We start from the raw sequence: 15,839 nt of genomic DNA, 5'->3' as shown, positions 1-15,839 counted from the left end.
CCTTTAAAATCAATTTTCTAACGCCGCCTTCTGCGTCGCTACAATGGATTCGATTCCCCCTCGGGCCAAGGCCAGTAGGGTGAGAAGTTCTTCATGGCTGAACGGCTCGCCTTCCGCCGTGCCCTGCACTTCAATAATGCGACCGTCTTCAGTCATCACCACGTTCATGTCAGTTTCTGCCGCTGAATCCTCAACGTACTCGAGGTCACAGAGCGCTTCACCATTGACAATACCCACGGAAACCGCGGCAACCATCCCTTTCATCGGGTTAGTTTTCAGCTTGCCGCTCGCCACCAGCTTGTTCAGCGCATCCGCCAGCGCAACGCATGCGCCAGTAATTGATGCAGTACGCGTACCGCCATCAGCCTGAATAACATCACAGTCCAATGTAATCGTGAATTCACCGAGCGTCTTCAGGTCAACGGCAGCGCGCAGCGCACGAGCGATCAGACGCTGGATTTCCATGGTACGACCGCCCTGCTTACCTTTCGCCGCCTCACGGGCGTTACGGGTGTGCGTGGCGCGTGGCAGCATGCCATATTCTGCGGTGATCCAACCCTGGCCCTGACCTTTCAGAAAACGTGGGACGCCTTCATCAATAGAAGCGGTACACAGCACTTTGGTATCACCAAATTCGACCAGCACGGAGCCTTCAGCGTGTTTTGTATAATTACGGGTCAGGGTGACGGGACGCACCTGATTGGCACTACGACCTGCTGGACGCATGATAAAATCTCCGGCTTGAAACGAATGTGGCTGCGCATTATACGGACTTCCGACGGTTATTCCTATCCTGACAAGACGTGGATGGCTATAATCCTCCCATCTCATCTTTAAAAACAGGAACGTCTATGATCCGCAGCATGACCGCCTACGCCCGGCGTGAAATCAAGGGTGAATGGGGTAGCGCAACCTGGGAAATGCGCTCGGTAAACCAGCGTTATCTGGAAACTTATTTTCGCCTGCCGGAACAGTTCCGTAGTCTCGAACCCGTGGTTCGCGAACGTATTCGCTCGCGCCTGACGCGCGGTAAAATCGAATGTACGCTGCGTTTTGAGCCTGATGCCAGCGCGCAGGGCGAGCTGATCCTGAATGAAAAGCTCGCTAAACAGCTCGTTAGCGCCGCTAACTGGGTCAAAATGCAGAGTGATGAAGGTGAAATTAACCCGGTTGATATCCTGCGCTGGCCGGGTGTAATGGCTGCCCAGGAGCAGGATCTGGACGCCATTGCCGCCGAAATCCTCGCCGCACTTGACGGTACGCTGGATGACTTTATCGTTGCGCGTGAAACCGAAGGTCAGGCGCTGAAAGCGCTGATCGAGCAGCGTCTGGAAGGCGTCAACGGGGAAGTGACGAAGGTACGTGCGCATATGCCCGAAATTCTGCAATGGCAGCGTGAACGTCTGGTGGCCAAACTGGAAGATGCTCAGGTGCAACTGGAAAATAACCGTCTTGAGCAAGAGCTGGTGCTGATGGCACAGCGTATCGATGTGGCTGAAGAACTGGATCGCCTGGAAGCACACGTCAAAGAAACCTACAACATTCTGAAGAAAAAAGAGGCGGTTGGTCGTCGTCTGGACTTCATGATGCAGGAATTCAACCGTGAGTCGAACACCCTGGCATCCAAGTCTATCAATGCTGAGGTGACTAACTCTGCAATTGAACTGAAAGTCTTGATCGAGCAAATGCGCGAGCAGATTCAGAACATCGAGTAAGCCACTACTCAACGTAGCCCGCCAGTAAACGGCGGGACTGCGTGTTTTTCCCGACGTTTCGCTTCAGCCCCTTTACTTCGAATTACGTTTTCTCATCGTTTATTATTATCCACCACACTTTAAACAGCATGCCATAACGCATTTCTGTCATATTCGCATTAGCTGTAGTTATTAAAATCGTTTCACCTTAGAAAATCTCAATCGTGACAATGCGCACAAATCGATAACCTTAGCCCCCAGCACATCAGGGGGAATACATGCTGTTACACGTTTTATATTTAATTGGTATTACTGCCGAAGCCATGACCGGCGCGCTTGCGGCGGGACGTCGCCGTATGGATACATTTGGCGTCATTATTATTGCCACTGCGACCGCCATTGGCGGTGGTTCGGTACGCGACATTCTTCTCGGCCACTATCCGCTTGGCTGGGTAAAACATCCCGAATACGTCATTATCGTGGCGGCCGCTGCGGTACTCACCACCATTATTGCTCCTGTCATGCCCTACCTGCGTAAAATATTCCTTGTACTGGATGCGCTGGGCCTGGTGGTCTTTTCTATTATTGGCGCACAGGTGGCACTGGATATGGGCCACGGGCCGATTATCGCCGTGGTCGCTGCGGTCACGACAGGCGTCTTCGGTGGCGTGTTACGCGACATGTTCTGCAAACGCATTCCGTTAGTGTTCCAGAAAGAGCTGTATGCTGGGGTTTCCTTTGCCGCTGCCGTACTTTACATCGTGCTGCAACATTACGTCTCCAGCCACGATGTGGTGGTTATCTCTACCCTACTCTTCGGCTTTACCGCCCGGTTACTGGCGCTGCGCCTGAAGTTGGGCCTGCCAGTATTTTATTATCGCCATGAAGGTCATTAAGGCATAAAGCCCGTAATACGCTGAGCAGCCAGCCAGTTGCTCAGCGCTATGACCTCCCTGGCCCCCAGCCACTGAATGATCTGTCGTGCCCGGCGTTCCCCCATTAAAGGGAGCTGTCGCCAGCTTTGTTCATCGCGGTCCTGCAACTGTTGCCACGAAGCATCCCGACTGGCATTCAGCGTTGCCTGTGTTAACGGTATTCCCATGGCAATAACCCAACGTGTGAACGGAAGATGGCGCGACAGGTTGAACTGATGCCACATCTTTTCCCCTTTGCTTACGCCTAATGTGGACTGGAGCTGCTCCTGGGTTAATCCGAGCCAGGAAAAGATATGTTCAAAGTGATACGTCTGATGAAGGTCACGCCATCCCGCTTCACCAATACCTTCTAATTCCAGCACCTCTTTTGCGCCCAACCAAACCAGTCTGGCAATAAACTGCTCATAACACGCCGGCGTGGCATAAAAGCAGGTCATTGGATTGAAGCGCCCCTCCGGCGGCGTTGGCTTAATGCGTTGAGTGCTGCGCCAGACCACTTCGTCGATACGAGGGATCCCCTGTCCGGCCAGGCTTATCAGGATCCGATCTCCCGGCGCGATATCCCATTCATTCCAGCGGCGTACAGAACCAATATTGACGCGTTGCACGCGTTTATCATCAAGCATGACGGGTGCCAGCAGCGCGACTACGGCAATTTTTCCACTTTTACCGACTGAAAACTGAATATCTGTGACCTCAGATACCTGAGCCACGGGCGGATATTTCCACGCCGCCAGCCAGCCTCCCTGCCCGGGTAACCAGTATCGCGCCTGCGGTTCTTTCCCCGATCGCACCACGACGCCATCCGTCACAAAAGGGAGTGCCGAAGTCCACCACCGGGCACGGGCATGCTCGACATCGTCCGCATTTTTCACGGGCTGGGTATAGTGTTGCGTGAAACTAAACCCGGCAGCAGTGAGTTGTTCCAGCCTTTCCGACATGACCGCCGGACCATCAGGCCAGGCCCAGATGAAAATAGCCAACGAGCGTAACCGTTCCGGGTTGCTCTGGCGCATCATCATTCCAGCGACCTTTGAGCGGGCGTTCATTCCCCCGCTCTGTTGCTGGATATGTCCTTCCTGCTGTAAAAATATCTCGCCCTGCAACGTACTGTTTGCCAGCAGACCTTTGGTCGTGTGTGGTACGGAAGGGATCTGAAGAATCTTTTGCGTCCAGTCTTCACCTTTCAGGCCATTACCTCGGCTAATCGCTCTTACCAGATTGCCATTGCGATAGACCAGCGTTACCGCCACGCCGTCGACCTTTGGTTGTACCCAGAGATCGCTGCGCACGCGCATCCATTGCTGTAACGCTTGCTTATCTGCCAGCTTACGGACCCCCGTGTGAGGCACTGGATGCGAGACTGTGCCACTAATTGGGGGTGCAGACAGATCAGGTGGAGCTTCATCGCCAAAACAGCGCTGCCATTGGATTAGTTGCGCATTGAGCTGGTCATAAACGCCGTCATCAACGGCGCTGACCCCTTGTTTCCAGTAACTGTCATTCCACCGTGTTATCTGCTGCTGTAATCGTGAAATTTCCTCGCTTGCCCGGGCTGGAGACCAGACCGGGCATACCGCCCAGACCGACAAATTCCAGACCAATAAAACTATGCCAAGGCATTTCCATAGCCCCATATTGCCTCCGCTAACCAATGTGTTTCCCGGCAGGTATAGCGCGGAGTGCAAGCGAAACAGAGCGACAAAAATTCATCGTGCGAGCAGGCTTCCTGACATTTTCACGTGTTACTGCAAATTGCCGGTAAAACAGGAAACGGGTACGCAAAACGCAATAAACATGCGCAAAAAGTGTGACAAAGGCTACGTCACATAGCGGCTACGTGTATAATAAGCCCGTATGTAGGCTCTCTTTCGACAATCACATACATTAAGATACTCATGGCTCAAGGCACGCTTTATATTGTTTCTGCCCCCAGTGGCGCGGGTAAATCCAGCCTGATTCAGGCTTTATTAAAGACCCAACCGTTGTATGACACCCAGGTTTCTGTTTCGCACACCACGCGCGCACCGCGCCCGGGGGAAGTGCACGGTGAACACTATTTCTTTGTGAACCATGACGAATTCAGAACCATGATTGGCAGAGACGCGTTTCTGGAACACGCTGAGGTTTTCGGTAATTACTACGGCACTTCGCGTGAGACCATTGAGCAAGTATTAGCATCCGGCGTAGACGTCTTTTTAGATATCGACTGGCAAGGTGCGCAGCAAATTCGTCAAAAAATGCCGCATGCGCGCAGTATTTTTATTTTGCCGCCATCTAAGATTGAGCTGGACCGCCGTCTTCGTGGTCGAGGTCAGGATAGTGAAGACGTGATCGCAAAACGTATGGCGCAAGCTGTTGCAGAAATGAGCCATTACGCCGAATATGATTATCTTATTGTGAACGATGATTTCGATACCGCCCTGGGCGATTTGAAAACCATCATTCGCGCCGAACGTCTGCGCATGAGCCGCCAAAAGCAGCGTCATGACGCTTTAATCAGCAAACTGTTGGCAGACTGAACCCACATTCAGTATCATGCCCAGTCATTTCTTCACCTGTGGAGCATTTTAAGTATGGCACGCGTAACTGTTCAGGACGCTGTAGAGAAAATTGGTAACCGTTTTGACCTGGTACTGGTCGCCGCGCGTCGCGCTCGTCAGATGCAGGTAGGCGGAAAGGATCCGCTCGTACCGGAAGAAAACGATAAAACTACCGTTATCGCGCTGCGCGAAATCGAAGAAGGTCTGATCAACAACCAGATCCTCGACGTGCGTGAGCGCCAGGAACAGCAAGAGCAGGAAGCCGCTGAATTACAAGCCGTTACCGCTATTGCTGAAGGTCGTCGTTAATCACAAAGCGGGTCGCCCTTGTATCTGTTTGAAAGCCTGAATCAGCTGATTCAAAACTACCTGCCGGAAGACCAGATTAAGCGTCTTCGGCAGGCGTATCTCGTTGCACGTGACGCTCACGAGGGCCAGACACGTTCAAGCGGTGAACCCTATATCACGCACCCGGTAGCGGTAGCCTGCATTCTGGCCGAGATGAAACTCGACTACGAAACGCTGATGGCTGCGCTGCTGCATGACGTGATTGAAGATACTCCAGCCACCTATCAGGATATGGAACAGCTTTTTGGTAAAAGCGTTGCAGAGCTGGTAGAAGGGGTATCGAAGCTTGATAAGCTTAAGTTTCGCGATAAGAAAGAGGCGCAAGCTGAAAACTTTCGCAAGATGATTATGGCGATGGTGCAGGATATCCGCGTCATTCTCATCAAACTTGCCGACCGTACCCACAATATGCGCACGCTGGGCTCATTACGCCCCGATAAGCGCCGCCGCATCGCCCGTGAAACCCTCGAAATCTACAGTCCGCTGGCGCACCGTTTAGGTATTCATCACATTAAGACCGAGCTGGAAGAGCTGGGTTTTGAAGCGCTGTACCCGAACCGCTATCGCGTGATTAAAGAAGTGGTAAAAGCCGCCCGCGGCAACCGCAAAGAGATGATCCAAAAAATCCTCTCAGAAATCGAAGGGCGTTTGCAGGAAGCAGGCATCCCGTGTCGCGTAAGCGGTCGCGAGAAACACCTGTACTCTATCTACTGCAAAATGGTACTCAAAGAGCAGCGTTTTCACTCGATCATGGACATTTACGCTTTCCGCGTCATCGTTCATGACTCCGATACCTGCTATCGCGTACTCGGCCAGATGCACAGCTTGTACAAACCGCGTCCAGGTCGCGTGAAAGACTATATCGCTATTCCCAAAGCGAACGGATATCAGTCTTTGCATACCTCAATGATCGGCCCGCACGGCGTTCCTGTTGAAGTACAAATTCGTACCGAAGACATGGACCAGATGGCGGAGATGGGGGTCGCGGCACACTGGGCGTACAAAGAGCATGGCGAAACCAGTACCACGGCACAAATCCGCGCCCAACGCTGGATGCAAAGCCTGCTGGAACTGCAGCAAAGCGCCGGTAGCTCGTTTGAATTTATTGAAAGCGTTAAATCTGATCTCTTCCCGGATGAGATTTATGTTTTCACACCGGAAGGGCGCATTGTCGAGCTGCCTGCCGGTGCGACGCCTGTCGACTTCGCTTATGCGGTGCATACCGATATCGGTCATGCCTGCGTTGGCGCACGTGTCGACAGACAGCCTTATCCGCTTTCCCAACCGCTGTTTAGCGGTCAGACCGTTGAAATCATTACCGCGCCAGGCGCTCGGCCGAATGCGGCATGGCTCAACTTCGTCGTCAGCTCGAAAGCGCGAGCAAAAATTCGCCAACTGCTGAAAAACCTTAAGCGTGATGATTCCGTCAGTCTGGGGCGTCGACTGCTTAATCATGCCCTGGGTGGTAGCCGTAAACTGGCTGAAATCCCGCAGGAAAGTATCCAGCGTGAGCTTGAGCGCATGAAGCTCGCCACGCTTGACGATCTGTTAGCGGAAATCGGTCTGGGCAACGCCATGAGCGTGGTGGTAGCGAAAAACCTCCAGCAGGGCGAAGCATCAGCGAACGTTCCTGCGCCATCTGGTCATGGTCATCTGCCGATCAAAGGCGCAGACGGCGTACTGATCACCTTCGCTAAATGCTGTCGTCCAATTCCTGGCGATCCGATCATTGCCCACGTCAGTCCGGGTAAAGGTCTGGTAATTCACCATGAGTCCTGCCGTAACATTCGTGGCTACCAGAAAGAGCCAGAGAAGTTTATGGCGGTGGAATGGGATAAAGAGACAGAGCAGGAGTTCATCACCGAAATTAAGGTGGACATGTTTAACCACCAGGGTGCTCTGGCGAACCTGACGGCGGCAATCAACACGACGACCTCCAATATTCAAAGTCTGAATACTGAAGAGAAAGATGGCCGTGTTTATAGCGCCTTTATTCGCCTGACCGCTCGCGATCGCGTGCATCTGGCGAATATTATGCGCAAAATCCGCGTCATGCCGGACGTGATTAAAGTCACCCGCAACCGAAACTAGAGATATGAACTCAAAACGCTATGAGCGCATTTGCGAAATGCTTGCCAGGCGTCAGGCCGATCTGACCGTCTGCATGGAGCAGGTCCATAAACCTCATAACGTTTCTGCGATCATTCGTACCGCAGACGCCGTCGGCGTACACGAAGTCCACGCCGTCTGGCCGGGTAGCCGTATGCGTACCATGGCCTCTTCTGCCGCGGGCAGTAACAGTTGGGTGCAGGTTAAGACCCACCCCACCATTAGCGATGCGGTCACACAATTAAAAAGCCAGGGCATGCAGGTTCTGGCGACCCACCTCTCTGATAAAGCCGTCGATTTTCGCGAGATTGATTATACGCGACCGACCTGCATCCTGATGGGCCAGGAAAAAACCGGTATTACTCAGGAAGCACTCGATCTGGCGGACCAGGATATCATCATTCCAATGATTGGCATGGTGCAGTCACTGAACGTTTCGGTTGCCTCTGCGCTGATTCTGTATGAAGCGCAGCGCCAGCGACAAAATGCTGGCATGTACCGACGAGAAAACAGCATGTTGCCGGAAGATGAGCAGCAGCGCCTGCTGTTTGAAGGCGGTTATCCGGTGCTGGCGAATGTCGCTAAGCGCAAGGGACTTCCCTACCCTCACGTAAACACGCAGGGCGAAATTGAAGCCGATGCAACGTGGTGGGCCACTATGCAATCTGCGAAATAAACGCGATGAAAGGCCGTTTACTGGATGCCATCCCGCTCAACTCTCTGACGGGCGTTGGCGCAGCACAAAGCAGTAAACTGGCGAAAATTGGCCTGCACACCGTGCAGGACCTCCTGCTCCACCTCCCTCTGCGTTACGAAGACCGTACTCATCTGTACCCCATTGGCGAACTGCTGCCGGGCGTCTATGCCACCGTTGAAGGCGAAGTGCTGAACTGCAATATCACTTTCGGTGGCCGCCGAATGATGACCTGCCAGATAAGCGATGGCTCCGGCATTCTCACTATGCGCTTCTTCAACTTCAGCGCAGCAATGAAAAACAGCCTCGCCACCGGGCGCCGTGTGTTGGCCTATGGCGAAGCTAAACGTGGCAAGTACGGCGCAGAAATGATCCATCCGGAATACCGCGTACAGGGCGATCTCAGCACGCCGGAACTGCAGGAAACACTCACACCGGTTTATCCGACCACTGAAGGCGTTAAGCAGGCAACGCTGCGCAAGTTGACCGATCAGGCGCTGGATCTGCTCGATACCTGCGCCATTGCCGAGTTGCTCCCTCCGGAATTACTACAAGGCATGATGAGCCTGCCGGAAGCGTTGCGCACACTGCACCGCCCGCCGCCGACGCTACAGCTTAGCGATCTCGAAATCGGGCAACATCCGGCACAGCGGCGCCTGATTCTGGAAGAACTCCTGGCGCACAATCTCAGCATGCTGGCGCTTCGCGCCGGGGCGCAACGTTTTCACGCCCAACCGCTGAGTCCTAACGATCGGCTGAAAGATCAACTGCTGGCGGCGCTCCCCTTTAAGCCAACCGGCGCACAGGCACGGGTCACAGCCGAAATTGAACGCGATATGGCGCTGGATGTCCCAATGATGCGCCTGGTGCAGGGCGATGTCGGTTCCGGTAAAACGCTAGTTGCAGCACTTGCCGCCCTGCGCGCAATTGCGCATGGTAAGCAGGTGGCGCTGATGGCTCCTACTGAGTTGCTGGCTGAACAGCACGCAAATAATTTCCGTAACTGGTTTGAACCTCTGGGCGTTGAAGTGGGTTGGCTGGCGGGTAAGCAAAAAGGTAAAGCACGCCAGGCACAGCAGGAAGCCATCGCCAGCGGTCAGGTGCAGATGATTGTCGGCACACACGCAATTTTTCAGGAACAAGTTCAGTTCAACGGGCTGGCGCTGGTGATTATCGACGAACAGCACCGTTTTGGCGTGCATCAGCGTCTGGCGCTGTGGGAGAAAGGCCAGCAGCAGGGTTTCCACCCACACCAGCTCATTATGACCGCCACCCCGATCCCGCGTACGCTGGCCATGACCGCCTATGCCGATCTCGACACGTCAGTGATTGACGAACTGCCGCCGGGGCGTACGCCGGTCACCACGGTGGCGATTCCCGACACCCGCCGTAGCGATATCATTGACCGTGTGCGCAACGCCTACACCCACGAAGGGCGTCAGGCGTACTGGGTTTGTACACTAATCGAAGAGTCTGATTTATTAGAAGCGCAGGCGGCAGAAGCCACGTGGGAAGAACTTAAGCTTGCCCTACCAGAGCTGAATATTGGCCTGGTGCACGGGCGCATGAAGCCCACCGAGAAGCAGTCGGTAATGGCCGCCTTTAAGCAGGGTGAATTACATCTGCTGGTCGCCACCACGGTGATTGAAGTGGGTGTGGACGTGCCAAACGCCAGCCTGATGATCATTGAAAACCCGGAGCGATTAGGCCTGGCGCAGCTGCACCAGTTGCGTGGCCGCGTAGGCCGTGGCGCCGTGGCTTCCCACTGCGTCCTGCTCTACAAATCGCCGCTGTCAAAAACGGCGCAGAAACGCCTGCAGGTTCTGCGGGACAGCAATGACGGGTTCGTGATTGCACAAAAAGATTTAGAGATCCGCGGACCAGGCGAGCTGCTGGGTACGCGCCAGACCGGAACGGCAGAATTCAAAGTAGCGGATTTATTGCGCGATCAGGCTATTATTCCGGAAGTTCAGCGTATAGCCCGCCATATTCACGAACGTTATCCGCAACAGGCTGCCGCGCTGATAGAGCGCTGGATGCCGGAAACCGAACGTTACTCCAACGCATAATCGACTTATCGCGGCGGATGTTACTCCGCCGCACCGCCGTTATTGCGCAAAAATCGGCAGCAGCAGATACAGCTTAATCACCAGCGCGTTGACGATATCGATAAAGAACGCCCCCACCATCGGCACCACCAGGAACGCCATATGGGATGGCCCAAAGCGTTCGGTAATTGCCTGCATGTTAGCAATCGCCGTCGGCGTCGCGCCGAGGCCAAAACCGCAGTGGCCGGCTGCCAGTACGGCGGCATCGTAGTTTTTGCCCATCATGCGCCAGGTCACAAATACCGCGTACAACGCCATGAAAATCGTCTGCACAACCAGTATCGCCAGCATCGGCAGCGCCAGAGATGCCAGTTCCCACAGTTTCAGGCTCATCAGCGCCATCGCCAGGAACAGCGACAAGCTCACGTTGCCCAGCACTGAAACCGCCCGTTCGAACACCCGATAAAAGCCCATGAGTGCCAGGCCATTACTGAGGATCACACCAACAAACAGCACGCAGACGAAGGTCGGCAGTTCGAGCACCGTTCCGACCAGCATTTGCGCAACGATTTTACCCACCGTCAGACAGATAGCGATCAGCGCGATAGTTTCAATCAGCACCAGCGAGGTGATTATGCGTCCAACGTCCGGCTTTTCAAACGCGGTCGGTACAGCCTGATCGTCCGGCATACCATCAGGCGTAGTGGAGTGTTTAACCAGATAGCGCGCCACCGGGCCGCCAATCAGTCCCCCCAACACCAGACCAAAGGTTGCGCAAGCCATTGCTACTTCCGTCGCATTGGCAAAACCGTAGCGCTCAATAAACAACTTGCTCCACGCAGCCCCGGTTCCGTGTCCACCAGAGAGCGTTATCGAACCGGCAATCAGGCCCATTATCGGATCCAGGCCCAGCAGGCTCGCCATACCGATGCCGATGGCGTTCTGCATCAACAGCAGACCCACAACGACAATCAGAAAAATACCCACCACGCGGCCACCGGCGCGCAGGCTGGCGATATTGGCATTCAGGCCGATGGTAGCGAAGAACGCCAGCATCAGCGGATCGCGCAGGGTCATATCGAAGTTTACTTCCCAGCCCATGCTTTTTTTCAGCACCAGCAACGCAATCGCCACCAGCAATCCACCGGCTACAGGTTCGGGAATGGTGTATTTTTTCAGGAAGGAGACAGACTGGACGAGCTTACGTCCCAGCAGCAACACAAGGGTTGCCGCAACCAGAGTAGATAACGTATCGAGATAAAACATTTACAGCTCCATTAGTGCGTTTAGCACAATCACGCACGATGCATTCCAGACCGATTTTTAGCTCTTATTGAGTTTTCGGGGTGGATTTTAAGCAGAAAATGATGAAAAGTTATATAAAAAAGTTTGTTTATCCGTTTTAAATATTAAGAATAACTGCTGGCAAACGTTTGCTTTTCCTCCCTGGTCAGATAAAATCACCGCTTTTCCACCATGGGATTGCCTCTGATGTCCGTTAACGCCGTAGAGTCAACAAATGCGCAACCGGTTGCGCAGACTCACAACAGTGAACTGATTTACCGTCTTGAAGATCGCCCCCCGTTAGCCCAGACCCTGTTTGCCGCCTGTCAGCATCTGCTGGCCATGTTCGTTGCGGTGATCACCCCGGCGCTGTTAATTTGCCAGGCGCTCGGTTTACCGGCTCAGGATACTCAACACATTATCAGTATGTCGCTGTTCGCTTCCGGCGTAGCTTCTATCATTCAGATCAAAGCCTGGGGGCCGGTCGGCTCCGGCCTGTTATCTATTCAGGGCACCAGCTTTAATTTTGTTGCGCCGCTGATTATGGGTGGCACGGCGCTAAAAACCGGTGGCGCAGATGTCCCAACCATGATGGCGGCCCTGTTCGGTACGCTGATGTTGGCGAGCTGCACTGAAATGGTTATCTCGCGTGTACTGCATCTGGCGCGGCGTATTATTACCCCTTTGGTCTCAGGCGTAGTGGTGATGATTATTGGCCTGTCGCTGATTCAAGTGGGCCTGACGTCGATTGGCGGCGGCTATGCCGCAATGAGCGATAACACCTTTGGCGCACCGAAGAATTTACTGCTGGCCGGCGTTGTGCTGGCACTGATCATCCTGCTTAACCGCCAACGCAACCCGTACCTGCGCGTTGCGTCCCTGGTGATTGCGATGGCGGCAGGCTACCTGCTGGCCTGGTTTATGGACATGCTGCCGCAAAATACCGCGCCGGTAAGCCAGGAGCTGATCATGGTGCCAACGCCGCTGTACTATGGCCTCGGCATCGACTGGAGTTTACTGCTGCCGCTGATGCTGGTCTTTATGATTACGTCGCTGGAAACCATTGGTGATATTACGGCGACCTCCGATGTTTCCGAACAGCCGGTTTCTGGTCCGCTGTATATGAAACGCCTGAAAGGCGGCGTGCTGGCGAACGGTCTGAACTCGTTTGTTTCCGCCGTGTTTAATACCTTCCCGAACTCTTGTTTTGGTCAGAATAATGGGGTCATTCAGTTAACGGGCGTTGCCAGCCGCTACGTCGGTTTTGTGGTGGCGCTGATGCTGATCGCGCTGGGCCTGTTCCCGGCAGTCAGCGGTTTTGTACAGCATATTCCTGAACCGGTACTGGGCGGCGCCACTCTGGTAATGTTCGGAACTATCGCCGCATCCGGCGTGCGTATTGTGTCTCGCGAGCCGCTGAACCGCCGCGCTATTTTGATTATTGCGCTCTCGCTGGCCGTTGGCCTGGGCGTCTCTCAGCAGCCGCTAATCCTGCAATTTGCCCCGGATTGGGTGAAAAATCTGCTCTCCTCAGGCATTGCCGCAGGCGGTATCACCGCTATCGTTCTGAATCTGGTGTTCCCCCCAGAGAAGCAATAAGCAAAATGCGGCGTTGGTTCTGAATCAACGCCGCTGTAACGCTCTTTCACCATTCCTGCCTTGAGCATTGCCTCTAAATCGTGCATAACTTGACTATGTGCACTTCGCGGGATGGAAGACCATGAAATTTATTGGAAAGCTGCTTCTTTACGTGCTGATCGCCTGTGCAGTGGCGATTCTCGGCCTTTATTTTCTACTGCAAACCCGTTGGGGCGCAGAGCACGTCAGCGCCTGGGTTTCAGAGAACAGCAGCTATCATCTGGCCTTTGATGCTATCGATCACCGGTTTTCTTCCCCTTCCCATATTCTGCTGGAAAACGTCACCTTTGGTCGCGATGGTCAGCCCGCAACGCTGGTCGCTAAAACGGTCGATATTGGGCTGAGCAGTCGCCAAATCACCGACCCATTGCACGTAGACACTATCCTCTTGCAAAACGGCACGCTGAATCTTTCCCAGCAAACCGCACCGCTGCCGTTCCAGGCCGATCGCCTGCAGTTACAGGATATGGCGCTCAACAGCCCCGGCAGCGAGTGGAACCTGAGCGCCCAGCGCGTGAACGGCGGCGTGATTCCCTGGAGCCCTGAGGCAGGTAAAATTCTCGGTAGCAAAGCACAAATTCAGCTCAGCGCCAGCTCATTGATGCTGAACGATGTCCCAACCACCAACGTATTGATTGAAGGCAGCATTGACCATGGCCGGGTGATGCTAAGTAATATTGGTGCAGACGTAGCGCGGGGCGCATTAACCGGCGTGGCGCAGCGCAATACCGACGGTAGCTGGGTGGTAGAGAATCTGCGCCTGAACGATATCCGGCTGCAAAGTGATAAATCGCTGACCGACTTTTTTGCGCCGCTAACCACTATTCCATCCTTGCAAATTGGTCGTCTGGAAGTGACGGATGCCCGTCTGCAAGGTCCTGACTGGGCGGTCACGGACCTTGATCTGAGCTTGCGCAACATGACTTTTAGCAAAGATGACTGGCAAACGCAGGAAGGGAAGCTGTCGATGAACGCCAGCGAGTTTATCTACGGCTCACTGCATTTCTTCGATCCGATTCTGAACGCCGAGTTCTCGCCGCAGGGCATTGCGCTGCGCCAGTTCACCACCCGCTGGGAAGGGGGAATGCTCAGAACATCCGGAAACTGGATCCGTAACAACAAAGCGCTGGTTCTCGACGATGCCGCGATTGCCGGTCTGGAATATACGCTACCGGAAAACTGGAAACAGCTATGGATGAACCCTCTGCCAGCCTGGCTAAACAGCCTGACGCTGAAGAAATTCAGCGCCAGCCGTAATCTGGTGATCGACATCGACCCGGCCTTCCCGTGGCAACTCACCGCCCTGGACGGTTACGGCGCTAACCTCGGACTGGTACAGAATAATCAGTGGGGGATCTGGAGCGGTAACGCTACGCTCAACGCTGCTGCTGCCACCTTTAACCGCACCGACGTGCGTCGTCCTTCGCTGGCGCTAACGGCGAACAACAGTACTATCAATATCAGCGAACTAAGCGCCTATACAGAAAAAGGGCTGCTGGAAGCCACCGCCAGCATTTCGCAACTGCCTCAGCGTCAGGCCCAGGTCAGCCTGAACGGGCGCGGTGTGCCAATGACCATCCTGCAACAGTGGGGATGGCCCGCACTGCCGATTTCCGGCGACGGTAACATTCAGCTCACCGCCAGCGGCAACATTCAGGCCGATACGCCGCTCAAGCCAACGGTCAACGGCCAGTTACATGCGGTCAATGCAGAGAAACAGCAGGTCACCCAAACCATGCAGGCGGGTGTGGTATCAGGTAGTGGAGTTGTCGCCCCACCCGTTACGCAGTGATTATTGCCCGGTGGCGCTTTTGCCCGCCGGGTCGCCGCTTATAGCTATAAACGCTCATATTCACTGCATAATAACCATTTCACCGGCTCATCCTCTTCTATCACCGGGAAGCGATCGCCTGGTTCAAGGAAGTGATTGTCATGCTGGTCGTCATTGACCATCGAGATTTCCCAGCCCAGCACAAACGCTTTCTCAGCCCAGAAACGATGATACAGTCGCGGCGGCAGACACACGCCCTGCCCCGGTTTGAGCACCAACGTATCACCAGATTTAACGGTACGTCGCTGACCATCTACGCTAACCTCAACAATGCGCTGGGTATCATATTCGTCATCGGGTGTGGACCACGCCAGTTGCATACACAAATCACCGCCGCCGCGGTTAACGATATCCTCCATCTTATGGCAATGAAAATGCCACGGTGTTTGTTGATCCTGCTGAATTTGCAGCATCTTTTCGGCATACGGTTTGGGGTAATCCGCTGACCCCATCAGACCATTGCGCAACGTCAGTAACGTCAGCCCCGTTTGCGCAAAATCTCCGCGCCCAAAGTCAGTAATGTCCCAGCCCAGTTGGAGATCGCGCACTTCACGCCACAGAGTTTGATCCTGTTGTCGCCAGGCGTCGACCGTAAAATACGCAAAATCTGGCAGACAGACCCGAAAGGTCTCGGCGATGGCATGCGCTTTATCGATGACATAATTAATATGTGAACGCTTCATTGCACTTTTCCTTGGTGCGAAAGAGGCGGGTC

13 protein-coding genes are annotated in these 15,839 nt (G+C 54.2%); 9 read left to right on the top strand and 4 right to left on the bottom strand.

The genetic code is table 11. From position 1 onward, the window contains the following. Positions 1-9 precede the first annotated feature (9 nt). Positions 10-726, bottom strand: a complete 717-nt coding sequence (rph, locus tag ACVXHP_RS12710) for a ribonuclease PH (RefSeq protein WP_003024054.1) — start codon at positions 724-726, stop codon at positions 10-12. Positions 727-851: 125 nt separating this feature from the next. Between rph and ACVXHP_RS12705 the strand changes: the two genes are divergently transcribed. Both ACVXHP_RS12705 and ACVXHP_RS12700 read left to right on the top strand, forming a co-directional pair. Further along, positions 852-1,715, top strand: coding sequence for a YicC/YloC family endoribonuclease (locus tag ACVXHP_RS12705; RefSeq protein WP_447571573.1), 864 nt, complete (start codon positions 852-854; stop codon positions 1,713-1,715). 257 nt (positions 1,716-1,972) lie between these two features. Continuing rightward, complete coding sequence (locus ACVXHP_RS12700; RefSeq protein WP_038635410.1) at positions 1,973-2,590, top strand: trimeric intracellular cation channel family protein; 618 nt, start codon at positions 1,973-1,975, stop codon at positions 2,588-2,590. Here the strand turns inward: ACVXHP_RS12700 and ligB are convergent. Then, a complete protein-coding gene (gene ligB / locus ACVXHP_RS12695; RefSeq protein ID WP_447571572.1) occupies positions 2,587-4,266 on the bottom strand; it encodes an NAD-dependent DNA ligase LigB in 1,680 nt (559 codons plus the stop codon). The two genes, ACVXHP_RS12700 and ligB, sit on opposite strands and share 4 nt — an antisense overlap. 261 nt (positions 4,267-4,527) lie before the next feature. On the opposite strand from ligB, the gene gmk reads away from it, so the two are divergent. From gmk to recG, 5 genes are read left to right on the top strand one after another with little or no spacing between them, the layout of a single operon-like run. Beyond that, complete coding sequence (gene gmk, locus ACVXHP_RS12690; RefSeq protein WP_019078035.1) at positions 4,528-5,151, top strand: guanylate kinase; 624 nt, start codon at positions 4,528-4,530, stop codon at positions 5,149-5,151. Positions 5,152-5,205: 54 nt separating this feature from the next. Then, positions 5,206-5,481: a DNA-directed RNA polymerase subunit omega gene (rpoZ, locus tag ACVXHP_RS12685; RefSeq protein WP_000135058.1), complete on the top strand. Its 276-nt coding sequence runs from the start codon at positions 5,206-5,208 to the stop codon at positions 5,479-5,481. Positions 5,482-5,499: 18 nt separating this feature from the next. Further along, on the top strand, positions 5,500-7,611 hold the full coding sequence (spoT, locus tag ACVXHP_RS12680; RefSeq protein WP_137360308.1) for a bifunctional GTP diphosphokinase/guanosine-3',5'-bis pyrophosphate 3'-pyrophosphohydrolase: 2,112 nt from the start codon (positions 5,500-5,502) through the stop codon (positions 7,609-7,611). Between the two features lie 4 nt (positions 7,612-7,615). Then, positions 7,616-8,305: a tRNA (guanosine(18)-2'-O)-methyltransferase TrmH gene (gene trmH / locus ACVXHP_RS12675; protein ID WP_316130365.1), complete on the top strand. Its 690-nt coding sequence runs from the start codon at positions 7,616-7,618 to the stop codon at positions 8,303-8,305. Between the two features lie 5 nt (positions 8,306-8,310). Next, complete coding sequence (recG, locus tag ACVXHP_RS12670) at positions 8,311-10,392, top strand: ATP-dependent DNA helicase RecG (RefSeq protein WP_447571571.1); 2,082 nt, start codon at positions 8,311-8,313, stop codon at positions 10,390-10,392. A gap of 39 nt (positions 10,393-10,431) precedes the next feature. Here the strand turns inward: recG and gltS are convergent, their stop codons facing one another. After that, positions 10,432-11,637, bottom strand: a complete 1,206-nt coding sequence (gene gltS / locus ACVXHP_RS12665) for a sodium/glutamate symporter (RefSeq protein WP_316130368.1) — start codon at positions 11,635-11,637, stop codon at positions 10,432-10,434. 225 nt (positions 11,638-11,862) lie between these two features. Here gltS and xanP point away from each other — a divergent pair, with 225 nt between their 5' ends. Both xanP and ACVXHP_RS12655 read left to right on the top strand, forming a co-directional pair. Then, complete coding sequence (gene xanP, locus ACVXHP_RS12660) at positions 11,863-13,254, top strand: xanthine/proton symporter XanP (RefSeq protein WP_447571570.1); 1,392 nt, start codon at positions 11,863-11,865, stop codon at positions 13,252-13,254. A gap of 121 nt (positions 13,255-13,375) precedes the next feature. Continuing rightward, a complete protein-coding gene (locus tag ACVXHP_RS12655) occupies positions 13,376-15,085 on the top strand; it encodes an AsmA family protein (RefSeq protein WP_447571569.1) in 1,710 nt (569 codons plus the stop codon). 44 nt (positions 15,086-15,129) lie between these two features. Here the strand turns inward: ACVXHP_RS12655 and ACVXHP_RS12650 are convergent, their stop codons facing one another. After that, positions 15,130-15,807 carry a D-lyxose/D-mannose family sugar isomerase gene (locus ACVXHP_RS12650; RefSeq protein ID WP_447571568.1) on the bottom strand — a complete coding sequence of 226 codons (678 nt, stop codon included), beginning with the start codon at positions 15,805-15,807 and terminating at the stop codon, positions 15,130-15,132. Positions 15,808-15,839: the final 32 nt, after the last annotated feature.

The organism is Citrobacter freundii complex sp. 2025EL-00176 (assembly GCF_053309355.1).
This window is presented reverse-complemented; position numbering and strand designations above follow the sequence as displayed.

Excerpts from the sequence above, each read along its gene's own strand:
- trmH (WP_316130365.1), top strand. The coding sequence starts at position 7,616 with ATGAACTCAAAACGCTATGAGCGCATTTGCGAAATGCTTGCCAGGCGT.
- ACVXHP_RS12700 (WP_038635410.1), top strand. The coding sequence starts at position 1,973 with ATGCTGTTACACGTTTTATATTTAATTGGTATTACTGCCGAAGCCATG.
- xanP (WP_447571570.1), top strand. The coding sequence starts at position 11,863 with ATGTCCGTTAACGCCGTAGAGTCAACAAATGCGCAACCGGTTGCGCAG.
- rph (WP_003024054.1), bottom strand. The coding sequence starts at position 726 with ATGCGTCCAGCAGGTCGTAGTGCCAATCAGGTGCGTCCCGTCACCCTG.
- ACVXHP_RS12655 (WP_447571569.1), top strand. The coding sequence starts at position 13,376 with ATGAAATTTATTGGAAAGCTGCTTCTTTACGTGCTGATCGCCTGTGCA.
- ligB (WP_447571572.1), bottom strand. The coding sequence starts at position 4,266 with ATGGGGCTATGGAAATGCCTTGGCATAGTTTTATTGGTCTGGAATTTG.
- recG (WP_447571571.1), top strand. The coding sequence starts at position 8,311 with ATGAAAGGCCGTTTACTGGATGCCATCCCGCTCAACTCTCTGACGGGC.
- ACVXHP_RS12705 (WP_447571573.1), top strand. The coding sequence starts at position 852 with ATGATCCGCAGCATGACCGCCTACGCCCGGCGTGAAATCAAGGGTGAA.
- rpoZ (WP_000135058.1), top strand. The coding sequence starts at position 5,206 with ATGGCACGCGTAACTGTTCAGGACGCTGTAGAGAAAATTGGTAACCGT.
- gmk (WP_019078035.1), top strand. The coding sequence starts at position 4,528 with ATGGCTCAAGGCACGCTTTATATTGTTTCTGCCCCCAGTGGCGCGGGT.
- gltS (WP_316130368.1), bottom strand. The coding sequence starts at position 11,637 with ATGTTTTATCTCGATACGTTATCTACTCTGGTTGCGGCAACCCTTGTG.
- ACVXHP_RS12650 (WP_447571568.1), bottom strand. The coding sequence starts at position 15,807 with ATGAAGCGTTCACATATTAATTATGTCATCGATAAAGCGCATGCCATC.